Source organism: Burkholderia sp. FL-7-2-10-S1-D7, from assembly GCF_001524185.1.
GTDB lineage: Bacteria > Pseudomonadota > Gammaproteobacteria > Burkholderiales > Burkholderiaceae > Burkholderia > Burkholderia diffusa.
Genome location: NZ_LOWY01000056.1, coordinates 1 through 13,792 on the forward strand (window position 1 = coordinate 1; position 13,792 = coordinate 13,792).

At 65.9% G+C, this 13,792-nt stretch carries 16 protein-coding genes and 1 pseudogene; 8 read left to right on the forward strand and 9 right to left on the reverse strand.

Translation table 11 applies throughout. The features are described from left to right. Positions 1 to 537 precede the first annotated feature (537 nt). The 3 genes from WS75_RS32445 to WS75_RS34200 all read left to right on the forward strand — a co-directional run bounded on the left by WS75_RS32445 (position 538) and on the right by WS75_RS34200 (position 2,007). Positions 538 to 1,230, forward strand: coding sequence for a PAAR domain-containing protein (locus WS75_RS32445; RefSeq protein WP_082729655.1), 693 nt, complete (start codon positions 538 to 540; stop codon positions 1,228 to 1,230). A gap of 9 nt (positions 1,231 to 1,239) precedes the next feature. After that, entirely contained in the window at positions 1,240 to 1,479 is a 240-nt protein-coding gene (locus tag WS75_RS18905) for a hypothetical protein (protein ID WP_059682117.1), read from the forward strand. A 357-nt stretch (positions 1,480 to 1,836) separates the two neighbouring features. Further along, positions 1,837 to 2,007, forward strand: a complete 171-nt coding sequence (locus WS75_RS34200) for a hypothetical protein (RefSeq protein WP_179948929.1) — start codon at positions 1,837 to 1,839, stop codon at positions 2,005 to 2,007. Between the two features lie 44 nt (positions 2,008 to 2,051). On the opposite strand, the pseudogene WS75_RS34645 reads toward WS75_RS34200, so the two are convergent. The 4 genes and pseudogenes from WS75_RS34645 to WS75_RS18920 all read right to left on the reverse strand — a co-directional run. Beyond that, positions 2,052 to 2,176, reverse strand: a pseudogene (locus tag WS75_RS34645) (alpha/beta fold hydrolase); the annotation flags it as partial. A 77-nt stretch (positions 2,177 to 2,253) separates the two neighbouring features. Then, positions 2,254 to 3,183 carry a LysR family transcriptional regulator gene (locus tag WS75_RS18910; protein WP_059682060.1) on the reverse strand — a complete coding sequence of 310 codons (930 nt, stop codon included), beginning with the start codon at positions 3,181 to 3,183 and terminating at the stop codon, positions 2,254 to 2,256. A gap of 179 nt (positions 3,184 to 3,362) precedes the next feature. Next, positions 3,363 to 4,136, reverse strand: coding sequence for an SDR family oxidoreductase (locus WS75_RS18915; protein WP_059682063.1), 774 nt, complete (start codon positions 4,134 to 4,136; stop codon positions 3,363 to 3,365). Positions 4,137 to 4,329: 193 nt separating this feature from the next. Then, positions 4,330 to 4,830 (reverse strand): DinB family protein, encoded by a 501-nt coding sequence (locus WS75_RS18920; protein ID WP_059682066.1) that lies wholly within the window; start codon positions 4,828 to 4,830, stop codon positions 4,330 to 4,332. 195 nt (positions 4,831 to 5,025) lie between these two features. On the opposite strand from WS75_RS18920, the gene WS75_RS18925 reads away from it, so the two are divergent. Then, positions 5,026 to 5,742, forward strand: coding sequence for a pseudouridine synthase (locus WS75_RS18925; protein WP_059682068.1), 717 nt, complete (start codon positions 5,026 to 5,028; stop codon positions 5,740 to 5,742). A gap of 105 nt (positions 5,743 to 5,847) precedes the next feature. Beyond that, positions 5,848 to 6,036: a hypothetical protein gene (locus WS75_RS18930; protein WP_059682071.1), complete on the forward strand. Its 189-nt coding sequence runs from the start codon at positions 5,848 to 5,850 to the stop codon at positions 6,034 to 6,036. Here the strand turns inward: WS75_RS18930 and WS75_RS18935 are convergent. After that, positions 6,019 to 7,056 (reverse strand): NAD-dependent epimerase/dehydratase family protein, encoded by a 1,038-nt coding sequence (locus WS75_RS18935; protein WP_059682072.1) that lies wholly within the window; start codon positions 7,054 to 7,056, stop codon positions 6,019 to 6,021. The genes WS75_RS18930 and WS75_RS18935 overlap by 18 nt on opposite strands. Positions 7,057 to 7,161: 105 nt before the next feature. Here WS75_RS18935 and WS75_RS18940 point away from each other — a divergent pair, with 105 nt between their 5' ends. From WS75_RS18940 to WS75_RS18950, 3 genes are all read left to right on the forward strand, one after another. Further along, the gene (locus tag WS75_RS18940) at positions 7,162 to 8,193 is read left to right on the forward strand and encodes a CDP-6-deoxy-delta-3,4-glucoseen reductase (protein WP_059682074.1); all 1,032 of its coding nucleotides are present in this window, start codon (positions 7,162 to 7,164) and stop codon (positions 8,191 to 8,193) included. Between the two features lie 294 nt (positions 8,194 to 8,487). After that, on the forward strand, positions 8,488 to 9,672 hold the full coding sequence (locus WS75_RS18945; protein ID WP_059682077.1) for an acetylornithine transaminase: 1,185 nt from the start codon (positions 8,488 to 8,490) through the stop codon (positions 9,670 to 9,672). 13 nt (positions 9,673 to 9,685) lie between these two features. Then, on the forward strand, positions 9,686 to 10,141 hold the full coding sequence (locus tag WS75_RS18950; RefSeq protein WP_059682079.1) for a GNAT family acetyltransferase: 456 nt from the start codon (positions 9,686 to 9,688) through the stop codon (positions 10,139 to 10,141). Positions 10,142 to 10,159: 18 nt separating this feature from the next. Here the strand turns inward: WS75_RS18950 and WS75_RS18955 are convergent, their stop codons facing one another. The 4 genes from WS75_RS18955 to WS75_RS18970 form a co-directional block, all read right to left on the reverse strand. Continuing rightward, positions 10,160 to 10,831 (reverse strand): DUF2278 family protein, encoded by a 672-nt coding sequence (locus WS75_RS18955; RefSeq protein ID WP_059682081.1) that lies wholly within the window; start codon positions 10,829 to 10,831, stop codon positions 10,160 to 10,162. Between the two features lie 277 nt (positions 10,832 to 11,108). Further along, on the reverse strand, positions 11,109 to 11,825 hold the full coding sequence (locus WS75_RS18960; RefSeq protein ID WP_059603937.1) for an ABC transporter ATP-binding protein: 717 nt from the start codon (positions 11,823 to 11,825) through the stop codon (positions 11,109 to 11,111). Then, positions 11,825 to 12,601 (reverse strand): ABC transporter ATP-binding protein, encoded by a 777-nt coding sequence (locus WS75_RS18965; RefSeq protein ID WP_011352945.1) that lies wholly within the window; start codon positions 12,599 to 12,601, stop codon positions 11,825 to 11,827. Before WS75_RS18965 ends, WS75_RS18960 begins: the two co-directional genes overlap by 1 nt. 24 nt (positions 12,602 to 12,625) lie before the next feature. Then, complete coding sequence (locus WS75_RS18970; protein WP_059682083.1) at positions 12,626 to 13,792, reverse strand: ABC transporter permease subunit; 1,167 nt, start codon at positions 13,790 to 13,792, stop codon at positions 12,626 to 12,628.

The following is a 13,792-nucleotide window of genomic DNA, read 5'->3' on the forward strand; positions in this document are numbered from 1 at the left end:
GTCGAGCCTGGCTGGATTCCGATAATATCGACGCGAGACTCACTGCCTGACTGGCTACAAAATTCCGCCGCAGGTCAAGGGAAGAACGACTCATTGCGTCCCCGGCAAGTCAAAGGGCACCGCAACTACAGTTGATACGGCGCCAGTGGAACCGAAGACAAATCCACAGACAAAGCCTTCACCTGTAACTGTCGCGCTATCAAACTGTTCACGCGGCAATGGCTGGCATCAACCCTCGCGGTATCCAAGGTGTCTAAGCGGAACGGCAGCGCGGATGCCCCAAAGGGGCCGGGGGTGTCAAAACTTCCGGCCCCTTTTTCATCTAGACCGACCGCTCCCGCACGCGCGGAAAATTTCCCCCTTTTCACACTTTTGTTAAAGCCGCTAACACCAAAACGGCCGTCCGCCCGGTACATCGCTGGATTTACGATGCTCGGATTGTTTGACGTTACCCGACATTCGGAATGTGGCCCTGCACTAATATGAGCCGCCAGAGCGTCTAGGGTGGCCGCTAACCACCCAGCAAACAGGAGGGTTATGTCTGAACGAGCTTGGATCAGAAAGGGCGACACGTCATCGGCAGGGGGCGAAGTACTCGAAGGCATCGAGAACGCCGCACATCACGGGGTGGCCCTTACTTTCGTCGGGGCGCAGGTTTTCTGTCCGGTATGCAAATCGATCGGCCATATTGAAGCAGCCGGGCATCGCTTGACGATGACGATGTACGGCAAAGAGCAGGCCCTTGAAGACGATCTCTGCCGGTGCCTGTGCAATCCACCGCCTACCATGATCGCCAGCCAGCACACTGGCGTGCACAACTTCGGGCAAGGCAGTGATGCCGTCGCAGTGACGCCAATGGTGGTTACTCCTGGCCCCCGGTTGGTCGGCATTACATTGCCCACGGAATACGCGGGAACCTCTCCATGGGCTACTCAAACTCCCGCACTAGAAAATCCCCCCGATAGTCCGACCAGACCGCTCGGCGACGCCGACCCGTTCGAATATGCTGAAGATGTCACCGGGGACGCGGAGCAACTGGCCGGTGTGGATCGATCCGACATGATGGCGTGCGACATCATACGGGCGGAGTGTAAGGGGTCGGTATTGCGAGAGTTTCCGGGGCAATACCTGAACTCGACCCTTGGAAAAATTCAGAGCGATGCGGGTGACGGCGTCAAGGAAGCCCGAAAGGCTCTCAAGCTTCTTAACGACAATCGGTTTAAAAAATAGGTGATGACGATGGCTGAAAACGTACTCTTTGACCTGCTTGACCGGCTCGACGCCGCGAAGATTCATTACATGCTGAGTCGCAATCGCCCTGATACGGTGTTGGTTTCAATCACGGCAGTCGGGTTGCGCGTTGAAGTCGATGTGTTCAGGGACGGACATATCGAAGTATGCGCATTCAGAGGGGCGGAAGAAGCGGCCGATGACCCGTGGCCACTCCTTGAGCAAGTCATCAGCGAGAATCGCGACTGACGGCATCCTACGGCTGTAGCGAATTTGATCGAATCGCAAATGCCGCCACTCGGGCGGCTTTGCCATGGGCTATCAGTGGGCAGCCCCATCGATACGGGGGCAACTCTGCGGGCAACTCCACAAACTACGCCAAGCAAAGCCCTTGTACCGCATGGGTCTCTTTGAATTATTTCATTCCGGCCCTGGCACCAGTATTTCGCAGCGTCATGCGCTGCACCTGTCGAAACCCGCGCAAGCTCGTCGCTTCGCGGGTTTTTTGTTTTTCCCGCGCGTTTTTCCCCACGCGCATCGCACACCGCAACGCGCGCCCTCCCCCGGCAGTCCAAGTATCAGGACACGCAAGCACGGAGGCCCACCATGTCCACGCGCGTCTTCTTTTCGAGCCGGATTGGCCGAGGCATGCTCGTCGCGCTGCTGTCGATCATGCTGGGCGGATGCGACCTGCTCCGCCAGCCACCCGTGCCCGACTGGCCCGGGCCGCATGCGCCCTACCCGTTCCCGGACAACATTCCCCACCGCACCGAGTGACCGGCTCGACCGACCTTGACCCAACGCGTGCGCCGCGCGTTCAGCCCTGCTCGCAGAACCGCGGGATCGCGAAGGCGGGTCGGCGCGAAGCCGCGCAGCGCGGCGGCGAGCACGCGGTAGCCGCGCGCGGCCAGCGTTTCGGCCACGGCTTCCCCCAGCCGACCGGGCTGAAGGCGCGCGCCGGCCGCAATACATGTCGAATGCCGCCGTCGATCGCAGTCGGCGCGGGCGGGCGCGGCGCCCTTTTCAGTCGCCGGTCGCGGTCGCGCCCGTGTCGTTCAACGCATCCGCCATCAGCTCCGCGAACCATTCGATGAACGCGTTGAGCCGTCTCGACCGGTGCCGGCGATGCGGATAGACGGCCGACACGTCCATCGGCGCGGCCCGATGGCCGGGCATCACCTCGACCAACGCCCCGCTGTCGAGCAAATGCACGACGTCGAAGCGCGGAATCTGGATCAGCCCCATCCCGGCGATGCAGCTCGCGATGTAGGTTTCGGCGTTGTTGACGGTCACGCGGCTCGGCAGCGCCAGGGTATGGTGGCCGCCGTCCGCACAGTATTCCCAGCGGAGCTCGCGGCCGGTCATCGGTGACGCATAGCCGATCGCCCAGTGCCCGTGCGCGAGCGCATCGGGGTGCTCGGGCACGCCGCATTCGCGCAGGTAGTCGGGGCTCGCGCAGTTGATCAGCGCGAACTGCCCGAGCGGCCGCACGACGAGGCTGCTGTCCGCGAGCCGCCCGACCCGGATTGCGCAGTCGACGCCCTCCTGCACGAGATCGATCGAGCGGTCCGTCGAGCCGAGCGACAGTTGCAGCTTCGGGTAGCGGCGAAACAGCGACGGCAGCGCGGGCGCGATCACGCGGCGCGCGATCCGGCTCGGCGCATCGACGTTCAACCGCCCGATCACGTCGCGCTCGCGGCGCCGGAACAGCCGGTCGAGCTCATCGGCTTCCGCGAGCAGGCGCCGGCCGCGCTCCAGCAGCAGCGCGCCGTCGGCCGTCAGCTGCACCTGCCGCGTCGTACGGTGCAACAAGCGCGTGCCGAGCGCGGTCTCGAGCTGCTGGACAGCGGCCGACACCGTCGCGCGCGGCACGTCGAGCGCATGCGCGGCCTTGATGAAGCTGCCCATCTCGGCAACCTGAAGGAAGATTCTGACCTGGTCCAGCTTGTCCATCGGCGGGAGGAAAACGTGGGGTCGGACGACCGTCGCCGGCAAACGCCGCGCGTCGCGGCCGATCCCGGCGGCACAAAAAAAACGGGCGCGCGGCCTTGTGCCCACGCGCCCGCCCATTGTCCATGCAAACGGTCCATTGCGGATCGCCGCGCGCACGCGACGACCGCCGGCACGGCCCGTTACTTGGTCGTATAGCCGCCGTTGATCAGGATCGTCTGGCCGGTGATCCACCAGCCGTCGGTCACGAGATGGCGGATGAACGGCACGACGTCCTCGATATCGGTGAGGCCCGTCTTGCTGAACGGCGACAGCGCAGCCGCCGTCTTGTGATACGCGACCGCGTCGGCGCCTTCGGCCGGGTAGAAGAACGGCGTGTCCATCGGGCCCGGCCCGACCGCCGTCACCGAGATGCCGCGCGCACCGTATTCTTTCGACGCCGCGCGCGTGAAGTGCTCGACGGGCGCCTTCGATCCTTCGTAGGCCGCATAGAACGGCGTGAACGCGCCGAGCAGCGACGTCACGAGCGTGACGAGCTTGCCGTGATCCTCGAGGTGCCGCCCCGCTTCCTTGATGAAGAAGAATGCGGACTTGCTGTTGACCGCGAACATCTCGTCATATTCGGCCTCGGAGATTTCGGTGATCGGCTTCTTCAGCACCTTGCCGACGGTATTGATCGCGATGTCGATCTTGCCGAAGCGCTGCTTCGCGTCGCCGAACAGCTTCTCGACCGCGGCGGCCGTCGTCAGGTCGGCCTGGAACGTCGCGGCCTCGGCGCCGGCCGCGCGCACGGCGGCGGCCGTCTCTTCGGCCTGCGCCTGCGACGCCGCGCTGTTGTAGTGAATCGCCACCGCCTTCGCGCCGTGGCCGGCCAGATCCCGGGCGATCAAGCCGCCGAGATTCTTGGCGCCGCCGGCGATCAGGATGACCTTGTCTGCGAGCGTGTGAGTAGCCACGGTTGACTCCTGTTTGCGTTGAATGACGCCAGAAGTGTAGGCACGCGCGACGCGCCGGTCAGCCGGGCATGGCTGGATGGATTATCCAGAAAAACGATCCAATCAGGCATCGGGAATGGTGGGCTGCCCCACCGACGTGGGCGGCGAAATCTGCTCGACGCGACACGTCGCACGGCCACCGCCCACGCGCGAGTCAGCGTGCGTAAAGCGCCGCGTCGATCTTGCCGAGCAGCCACTGCATCCCGGCCAGATGCTGCTGGTCGTGGCTGCACAGATAATGAACGAGGCCGCGCACGGTCAGCGCGCCATAGCCTTCGAACTCGCCGGTGCGGGCAAGCTGCTCGGGAGTCAGGCGCGACACGAGGTCGAGCGTCTCGCGCCGCGCGTCGCGAATCGCCGCGAGTACGTCGGATGCGTACGCGGCGTCATAGCGGCGCTCGATCGCGAGCGCGTCGCCGTCAACCGACACGAGCAGCGGATGATCCTCATCGAGCATCCGCCTCAACCGCACGTGGTAGCCGTCGATCTCGATGTCGCGCACGTGGCAGAGTTGCCCAAGCGGTGAGAAGTGCTCGCTCGGGATGCCGTTCCAGTCGTCGGGGGTCCAGCGTGCATAGCCGTCCGGCACGGCGGCGAAATGGGCTTCGAGCTGGCGGGGAAAATCGGCGAGTGCATCGAGCGTCGTCGGATTCATGCGGCAAACTCCGTGTCGGGTGAGAACGGTGGCAGCCCTCGCACGGACCTGCCGCCGCCCTGGCGCTACTTCACGCTGACACCGTCTTTCCGTGAAGAAGGAACGTGCGCCGCGTCGCGCGCGGCGCTCCGCAGCTTACCAGCGCGGGCGGGTTCGTGCCGGCGCCGGCCCGCCGCTTGATAGAATGCGCGCGCTATGGATCTCGAAAGCATTCTCTACACGCAGGGCTTCGGCTCGCGCCGCCAGTGCCGCGGACTGATCGAAACGGGCCGCGTCACCGTCGCGGGCGCGAGCGCGACCGACCCCGACGCGTCGTTCGACACCGACGGCCTCGTGTTCACGGTCGACGACACCGCCTGGCCGTTCCACGCCCGCGCGTATCTCGCGCTCAACAAGCCGGCCGGCTACGAGTGCTCGCGCGAGCCGCAACACCATGCGAGCGTGTTCAGCCTGCTGCCCGCGCCGCTCGTCGCACGCGGCGTGCAGTGCGTCGGCCGCCTCGACCAGGACACGACGGGCCTGCTGCTGCTGTCCGACGACGGCCAGTTCGTGCACGCGTACACCTCGCCGAAGCGCAAGGTGCCGAAGACCTACGTCGCGACCGTGCGCCACCCGCTCGACGACGCCCAGCTGGACGCGCTGCGCGCCGGCGTGCAGCTCCACGGCGAGCCGAAGCCGATCGCGGCGGTCGCCGCCGACGCGCGCGACACGCACGCGCTCGCGCTGACCGTCCTCGAAGGCAAATATCATCAAGTGAAGCGCATGGTCGCCGCGGCCAGCAACCGCGTCGAGGCGTTGCACCGCGAAAGCATCGGCGGCTTCACGCTGCCGGACGACCTGGCGCCCGGCGCGTGGCGCTGGCTCGGGGAAGACGACCTTTCAGCCCTGCGTCATTCCGTCAAAACCCTGTAAGGGAAAATCCGCACGACCGTTCGGTGTCCGGCCGCGTCGCGGCCGCACGATCCCCCGCTATACTGAAATCACAAGCTGTACGAGCAGCGATGCAGGGGAGACATCATGAACATCAACCATTCTTTCGAATTGTCGTACGTGACGATCGCGTTCGCGATCGTGGGTGCCATCGTGATCGGCGGGCTGCTGGCCACGATGCACATGAAGCACAAGTACCATCCGAACCTGATCGGCGCGCTGATCGGCGCGTTGCTGTGCTTCCTGCTGATCGAGGCGTTACCGGCGCTGACCTGACGCGCCGCGCGGCGCGAGCGTTTGAAGGAATTCGTCTACGGTCGGATAGCGCAACGTCACGCACAATTCGGCCTTGAGCCGCGCATTGGACAGGCGCCGCGACTCGCGCATGAACGACAGGAGCGTCGGCTCGAGCTGATGCTCGGCGTCCGCGCGACTGATCCGCGGCGGCAGCGGCAGGCCGAACGCCTGCGCGACCCGGTCGAAATACTCCCCCATCCGCAGTTCGCTGTCGTCCGACGCGTGCACGGCGCGCGCCGGCTTGCCGCGCACGGCCGCGCGCCGCAGGATCGCCGCGAGATCGTCCGCGTGGATATGGTTCGTGTAGACGTCGTCGGCCGCGTCGAGCGCCGGTGTGCCGCGCTCGAGCCGCGCGAGCGGCAGCCGGTTCGCCGCATAGATGCCGGGAATGCGCACGATGCGCGCGGACAGCACGCCGCGCACCGTCGCCGCCCGCAACTGGCGCTCGGCCGACACGCGCCGGAACGCGCGCGGATTCGCGGGGCGCAGCGGCTGCGTTTCGTCGATTCGCGCCCCGCCGCAATCGCCGTATACGCCCGTCGTGCTGGCGTAGACGAGCGTCGGCGCGCGAAGGGCGTCGGGTACAATACGCGCTGCCCGCACCGGCGTGCCGGCCTGTCGGGTCGCGGCACGCAGCGTGCGGAGCCGGCCGACCGACGACACCGGCGGTGCGGATGGCCGCCGTGCAGGCACGGACAATGCGGCGATCAGTGCGCGGGTGCGGCGATCGTCGCGGCCGTCGGACTGCGGCGGCGCGAGATGCAGGATCGTGCGGGCGAGCCCCGCGATACGTCCGAGCGTAGCCCGGCGATCGAGGTCGCCGACGATCGGCGTCGCGCCTGCTGCGCGCAATTCGTCGCAGCGGCCCGGGTGGCTCGTCAGCGCGACAATGCGCAGGTTGGGGCGCGCGGCGCGCCATTGCGCGACGCAGCGCAGGCCGACGTCGCCGCAGCCGACGATCAGTGCGCGCGGCCGGCGCAGGATTCGAGTCGCGATCATGTTGGTTGCGAAATCAGTAGCCACCGTTGCGCGACGCGCAACGGGTTTGCATTGTAGCTGCCGTGCCGACATGCACGGTCCCCACATTTTGTTCTATTTGGTTCTATGGCATTCAACGTTACTCTCAAGCAAAGCGGCCGGCAGTTCCAGGTCGAATCGGACGAAACCGTGCTGGCGGCGGCGCTGCGCCAGAACGTCCATCTGCCGTACGGATGCAAGAACGGCGCGTGCGGCTCCTGCAAGGGCCAGATCGTGTCGGGCCAGATCGAACAGGGTCCGCATGCCGCGTCGGCGCTGTCCAACGACGAACGCACGCGCGGCCTCGCGCTGCTCTGCTGTTCGAAGGCGCAATGCGACCTCGAGATCGACGTGCGCGAAATCGCCGGCGTCGACGGCGTGCAGGTGAAGAAGCTGCCGTGCCGGATCGCGGCGCTCGAGCGCCGCGCCGACGACGTGATGATCGTGAAGCTGCAGTTGCCCGCCAACGAGCGCCTGCAATACCTCGCGGGCCAATACGTCGAGTTCATCCTGAAGGACGGCTCGCGCCGCAGCTACTCGATGGCGAATGCGCCGCACGAGGAAGGCCCGATCGAGCTGCACATCCGCCACATGCCGGGCGGCAAGTTCACCGACCACGTGTTCGGCGCGATGAAGGAGCGCGACATCCTGCGCTTCGAAGGCCCGCTCGGCACGTTCTTCCTGCGCGAGGATTCCGACAAGCCGATCGTGCTGCTCGCGTCGGGCACCGGCTTCGCGCCGATCAAGGCGATCATCGAGCACGTCAGGCATTCGGGCATCACGCGGCCGATGACGCTCTATTGGGGCGCACGCCGCAAGAAGGACATCTACCTCGGCGAGCTCGCCGAGCAATGGGCGCGCGAGATCCCGAACTTCAAGTACGTGCCGGTGCTGTCCGAGCCGGACGACGCCGACCAGTGGACCGGCCGCACCGGCTTCGTCCACCGCGCGGTGATCGAGGACCTGCCCGATCTGTCGGGCCACCAGGTGTACGCGTGCGGCGCGCCGGTGATGGTCGAATCCGCGCAGCGCGACTTCACCCAGCACCACGCGCTGCCGGCCGACGAGTTCTACGCGGACTCGTTCACGAGCGCCGCCGATCTCGCGCATCCGGTCTGAGCACCGGGCGCGCCCGCGTCCCCTGCTGCGCGCCGCCGTGACACATTCATGGCATCGCGGCGGTTTACAGTGGGGCGCGGGATGCCTTATGCTTGAGCACATGAACCGCTTCCTGTCCGCTCTCCGACGTCGCCGCTCGCCGCTCCGCCCGGATGCCGCCGGCTCGTCACGGACTCGCGCGTAACCCTCCTCCGCTTCACCGGTTACGCACAAGCTGTTCGACCTACCAGCCACGGCCTCCCGTGGCTTTTTTATTGCCCGTTTCCCTTTCAACGTCCGCTGGAGTCTGCTGTCATGCCCCTGAACGATTACCCGATCGACTCGCTGATGTACATCACGAACCGCCCCGACATCGTGTTTACGCACGGCAAGGGTTCGTGGCTCTACGATCACACGGGCAAGCGCTATCTGGACTTCATTCAGGGCTGGGCCGTCAACAGCCTCGGCCACTGCAACGACGGCATCGTCGAAGCGCTGAAGACGCAGGCGGAGAAGCTGCTGAACCCGTCGCCCGCGTTCTACAACGAACCGATGGCGAAGCTCGCGGGGCTGCTGACGCAGCACAGCGTGTTCGACAAGGTGTTCTTCACGAACAGCGGCGCGGAAGCGAACGAAGGCGCGATCAAGCTCGCGCGCAAGTGGGGCCGCAAGTTCAAGAACGGCGCGTACGAGATCATCACGTTCGACCACAGCTTCCACGGCCGCACGCTCGCGACGATGTCGGCCAGCGGCAAGCCGGGCTGGGACACGATCTACGCACCGCAGGTGCCGGGATTCCCGAAGGCCGAGCTGAACGACATCAACTCGGTCGAGAAGCTGATCACCGACAAGACCGTCGCGGTGATGCTCGAGCCGATCCAGGGCGAAGGCGGCGTGATTCCGGCGACGCGTGAATTCATGCAGGCGCTGCGCGCGCTGACGAAGCAGCACGACCTGCTGCTGATCGTCGACGAAGTGCAGAGCGGCTGCGGCCGCACGGGCACGCTGTTCGCGTACGAGCTGTCCGGCATCGAGCCGGACATCATGACGCTCGCGAAGGGCATCGGCGGCGGCGCACCGCTCGGCGCGCTGCTGTCGAAGGCCGACGTCGCGGTGTTCGAAGCCGGCGACCAGGGCGGCACCTACAACGGCAACCCGCTGATGACGGCGGTCGGCCATTCGGTGATCTCGCAGCTCGTCGCACCCGGCTTCCTCGAAGGCGTGCGCGCGCGCGGCGAATACCTGAAGCGCAAGCTGCTCGAGCTGTCGGAGGAGCGCGGTTTCGAGGGCGAACGCGGCGAAGGCCTGCTGCGCGCGCTGTTGCTCGGCAAGGACATCGGCCCGCAGATCGTCGAGAAGGCGCGCGACATGCAGCCCGATGGCCTGCTGCTGAACGCGGCGCGCCCGAACCTGCTGCGCTTCATGCCCGCGCTGAACGTCACGACCGAGGAAATCGACCAGATGATGGCGATGCTGCGGTCGATCCTCGACACGCTCTGAGGAGACCGCCGCGATGAATGCCGCCGCCGAGGCTGTTGCTATCCGCCCGTTCGAACGCGCCGACACCGATGCCGTGCTCGCGGTTTGGCGCGACGCGTTCCCGCAATACGACGAAGCCGGCGCGCCGCCGCACCGCGATCCGCTGCGATCGATCGAGCTGAAGCTCGCGACGCAGCCGGAACTGTTCTTCGTCGCGACCAGCGGCGCGCGGGTCGTCGGCACGCTGATGGCGGGTTTCGACGGTCATCGCGGCTGGCTGTACTCGTTCGGCGTGTCGAACGATGCTCGTCGACTCGGCGTCGGCCGCGCGCTGATCGCGCATGCGGAACGCGCGCTCGCCGCGCGCGGCTGCCTGAAGATCAATCTGCAGGTGCTGCCCGGCAACGACGATGCGTGCCGCTTCTATGCGGCGCTCGGCTATCGCGTCGAGGAGCGCATCTCGTTCGGCAAGACGCTGCCGGCCGCCTGACGCCGCCGGCAGCCCCCATCAGCGCGTGATCGGCCCCGCGTCCGGCAGCGGATTGCCGAGCGCGTCGGTCGGCACGGCCTGCTGCTCGAACGCCGCGAAATACGCGGCCCATTGCGTTTCGCTCACGCGCACGATCAGCGCGCCGTCCTGCCACACGTCGTTGTGATCGTTGTGGTCGTCGCCCGCGCGGTGCAGGTAGTGCGAGCCCGTCGACCCCTGGTTCATGTGCGTGTCGTGGATGCCGTTGCCTTCCGAATACGTGCGGCCGAACACGACGACGTCGAGCCCCTGCGACTGCGCGGCGTTGACGAGCCGCAGCAGAGACGGGATCGGCTCCGCGTTCTCGGTGCCGTCCATCACGGCGCTGGCGCGCCATGCCCCGGTCTCGTTCAGGATGTCGCTGCGCAGATAGTCGAGCGCCGGCAGCGCGGTTTGTCCGGTGAGATGGTTGTAGCCTTCGGCCGCGGCCGCGAGCGTCGCCGTGACCGGATGATGGAAATCGTAGACGAGCTTGTAGTTCAGCAGGTCGTCCGAGTCGTTGGTGCCGACGTTGATCGCGACGTCCCAGTCGCCGGTCGGCAATGCGAGCGTCAGGTGGATGTGATACTGGATCTCGCTGCCGTGCGGCGAGCCCTTCAGCTGCGCCACCGATGCCACCTTCGCCTTCACGAAACCGTAGTCCAGACTCATGCGTGCTCTCCGTGTCCCGATGGATCGTCCATGCTACGCAGCCCGCGTGTCGGTTTGCGGACGGCCGGTTGCGGACGGCTGGTTGCGGGGGGCCTGCTACCGGGTCCCGCGCCGCATGGTCGGCGTCACCGCCGAATGAATGGAGTCGCATCCGCACGCACAGTTCGTCGCCGAGCGCGCCGCACGAAAAAAAAAGCTGCCACGGCATCCCGTGACAGCTTTTCGAAAGCCCTCGTGCGGCGCGCCGGCATCCGCCGTCGCGCCGCACCGGGCCCGCTCATTCGCCCAGATACGCGGCCCGCACCTTCGGATCGTCGAGCATCTGCTTCGCGTCGCCTTCCATCGTGACCACGCCCGAGTCCATCACATAACCGCGGTCGGCCGCTTGCAGCGCGAGGCGCGCGTTCTGCTCGACCAGCAGCACCGTGATGCCCTCCTTCGAGATCTCGCGCACCACTTCGAAGATCTTCTCGACCATGATCGGCGACAGCCCCATCGACGGCTCGTCGAGCAGCAGCAGCTTCGGCTTGCTCAGGATCGCGCGCGACATCGCCAGCATCTGCTGCTCGCCGCCCGACAGCGTGCCCGCGAGCTGCGTCGCACGCTCCTTCAGACGCGGGAAGAAGCCGAACATCCGGTCGACGTCCTTCTTGATCTGCTCCTTGTCGTTGCGCAGGTACGCGCCCATCTGCATGTTCTCGATGATCGACATCCGCGCGAAGATCCCGCGGCCTTCCGGCACCATCGCGAGCCCGCGTTTGAGCAGCTCGTGCGACGGCACGCCCTTGATCGACTTGCCGTCGTACTCGATGTCGCCCGCCGAATACGGCTTGAGACCCGTGATCGCCTTCATCGTCGTGGTCTTGCCGGCACCGTTCGCGCCAATCAGCGTCACGAGTTCGCCCTGACGGACTTCCATGTCAACGCCCTTGACGGCCTGGATGCCGCCGTAGTTGACCTGCAAGCCCTTGATTTTCAACATTGCCGCTGCCATCAGTGCACCCCTGCGCCGAGATATGCCTCAATCACCTTCGGATTCTTCTGCACGTCCTGCGGCAGACCCTCGGCGATCACCTTGCCGTAATCGAGCACCGTCATCCGGTTGCACAGCCCCATCACGAGCTTCACGTCGTGCTCGATCAGGAGAATCGTGCGGCCGTCCGAGCGGATCTTGTCGAGCAGGCGCGTGAGTTCGACCTTCTCGGTCGCGTTCATCCCGGCCGCCGGCTCGTCGAGCGCGAGCAGCTTCGGGTCGGTCGCCAGCGCGCGGGCGATTTCCAGCCGGCGCTGGTGGCCGTACGACAGGTTGCGCGACGTGTAGTCCGCGTACTGCAGCACGCCCACGTATTCGAGCAGCTCGATCGCGCGTTCCTTGATCTCGCGCTCTTCCTGGCGTTCGGCCGGCGTCTGGAACACCGCGCCGAGCAGCCCGTGCTTGGTCCGCACGTGGCGGCCCACCATCACGTTCTCGAGTGCGGTCATCCCGCCGAACAGACGAATGTTCTGGAACGTGCGCGCAATGCCCGTCTTCGCGACCTGGTGCACCGCGGTCGGCTTGTATTCCGTGCCGTCGAGCTTGAACTCGCCGGAGTCCGGCGTGTAAAGGCCCGTGATCACGTTGAAGAACGTCGTCTTGCCGGCGCCGTTCGGGCCGATAAGCCCGTAGATCTCGCCTTCCTTGATCTCGAGGCCGACGTCGGACAGCGCCTGCAGCCCGCCGAAGCGCTTGTTCACGCCCTTGACGGACAGTCGGATTTGTTTGTCGCTCATGTGTGATATCCCCTTGTCCGTCGGTTAGGCGCGCACCGACTTGGCGCTGCGCTTCGCCAGTTTCGCGATCTTGTCCTCATGCTTCGGCGCCGGCCACAGGCCTTCCGAGCGGTACAGCATGATGATGACCATCGCGAGGCCGTACAGCGCCTGACGGATCACTTCGGTATCGACGATGTCGTGACCGAACAGCGCATGCTGCAGCGGGCTCATCGTCGAACGCAGGAATTCCGGGAAGATCGCGAGCAGCACCGCGCCCAGGATCACGCCCGGGATGTGGCCCATGCCGCCGAGCACCACGCACGCCAGCACGACGATCGATTCCCAGAACGTGAACGATTCCGGCGACACGAAGCCCTGGAACGAACCGAACATCGCGCCCGACAGGCCGCCGAACGACGCGCCCATCGCGAACGCGAGCAGCTTCACGTTGCGGGTGTTGATGCCCATCGCCTTCGCGGCGATCTCGTCCTCGCGGATTGCCGCCCATGCCCGGCCGATGCGCGAATGCTGCAGGCGCGTACAGGTCCAGATCACCAGCAGCGAGCACAGCACGAACAGGTAGTAGTACATGTATACCGACGGCAGCTGGAGGCCGAACAGCGAGTGCGTCTGCGACAGGTTGAAGCCGCCGACGTGCACCGGATCGATGCCCGTGATCCCCTTCGGGCCGTTGGTGATGTTCACCGGACGGTCGAGGTTGTTCATGAAGATCCGGACGATTTCACCGAAGCCGAGCGTGACGATCGCCAGGTAGTCGCCGCGCAGGCGCAGCGTCGGCGCGCCGAGCAGGATCCCGAAGGTCGCCGCCAGCGCCATCGCGATCGGCACGATGATCAGGAACGGGATGTGCAGGCCGTTCGGCGCGAGCGCCGCGATCCACTCGAACTGCGTGGTCAGGTGCGGCGAGCTCAGCAGTGCCGCCGTGTATGCGCCCACCGCGTAGAACGCGATGTAGCCGAGGTCGAGCAGGCCGGCGAAGCCGACCACCACGTTCAGCCCCAGCGCGAGCATCACGTACAGCATCGCGAAGTCGAGCACGCGGACCCAGTAATTGCCGCCTGCCGAGCCGATGATGATCGGCGCGGCGATCACGAGGGCCGCGGTCAGGATGCCGATGATGACGGTCTTGGTCGTGTTGCGTTCTTCGACGAGCGACGTCGAGGATTCGATCGGTTGAATGGATGTCAT

What these genes read in the sequence shown, in the direction of transcription:
- WS75_RS32445 (WP_082729655.1), top strand. Translation starts at nt 538, where the DNA reads ATGTCTGAACGAGCTTGGATCAGAAAGGGCGACACGTCATCGGCAGGG.
- WS75_RS18905 (WP_059682117.1), top strand. Translation starts at nt 1,240, where the DNA reads ATGGCTGAAAACGTACTCTTTGACCTGCTTGACCGGCTCGACGCCGCG.
- WS75_RS34200 (WP_179948929.1), top strand. Translation starts at nt 1,837, where the DNA reads ATGTCCACGCGCGTCTTCTTTTCGAGCCGGATTGGCCGAGGCATGCTC.
- WS75_RS18910 (WP_059682060.1), bottom strand. Translation starts at nt 3,183, where the DNA reads ATGGACAAGCTGGACCAGGTCAGAATCTTCCTTCAGGTTGCCGAGATG.
- WS75_RS18920 (WP_059682066.1), bottom strand. Translation starts at nt 4,830, where the DNA reads ATGAATCCGACGACGCTCGATGCACTCGCCGATTTTCCCCGCCAGCTC.
- WS75_RS18925 (WP_059682068.1), top strand. Translation starts at nt 5,026, where the DNA reads ATGGATCTCGAAAGCATTCTCTACACGCAGGGCTTCGGCTCGCGCCGC.
- WS75_RS18930 (WP_059682071.1), top strand. Translation starts at nt 5,848, where the DNA reads ATGAACATCAACCATTCTTTCGAATTGTCGTACGTGACGATCGCGTTC.
- WS75_RS18935 (WP_059682072.1), bottom strand. Translation starts at nt 7,056, where the DNA reads ATGATCGCGACTCGAATCCTGCGCCGGCCGCGCGCACTGATCGTCGGC.
- WS75_RS18940 (WP_059682074.1), top strand. Translation starts at nt 7,162, where the DNA reads ATGGCATTCAACGTTACTCTCAAGCAAAGCGGCCGGCAGTTCCAGGTC.
- WS75_RS18945 (WP_059682077.1), top strand. Translation starts at nt 8,488, where the DNA reads ATGCCCCTGAACGATTACCCGATCGACTCGCTGATGTACATCACGAAC.
- WS75_RS18950 (WP_059682079.1), top strand. Translation starts at nt 9,686, where the DNA reads ATGAATGCCGCCGCCGAGGCTGTTGCTATCCGCCCGTTCGAACGCGCC.
- WS75_RS18955 (WP_059682081.1), bottom strand. Translation starts at nt 10,831, where the DNA reads ATGAGTCTGGACTACGGTTTCGTGAAGGCGAAGGTGGCATCGGTGGCG.
- WS75_RS18960 (WP_059603937.1), bottom strand. Translation starts at nt 11,825, where the DNA reads ATGGCAGCGGCAATGTTGAAAATCAAGGGCTTGCAGGTCAACTACGGC.
- WS75_RS18965 (WP_011352945.1), bottom strand. Translation starts at nt 12,601, where the DNA reads ATGAGCGACAAACAAATCCGACTGTCCGTCAAGGGCGTGAACAAGCGC.
- WS75_RS18970 (WP_059682083.1), bottom strand. Translation starts at nt 13,792, where the DNA reads ATGACATCCATTCAACCGATCGAATCCTCGACGTCGCTCGTCGAAGAA.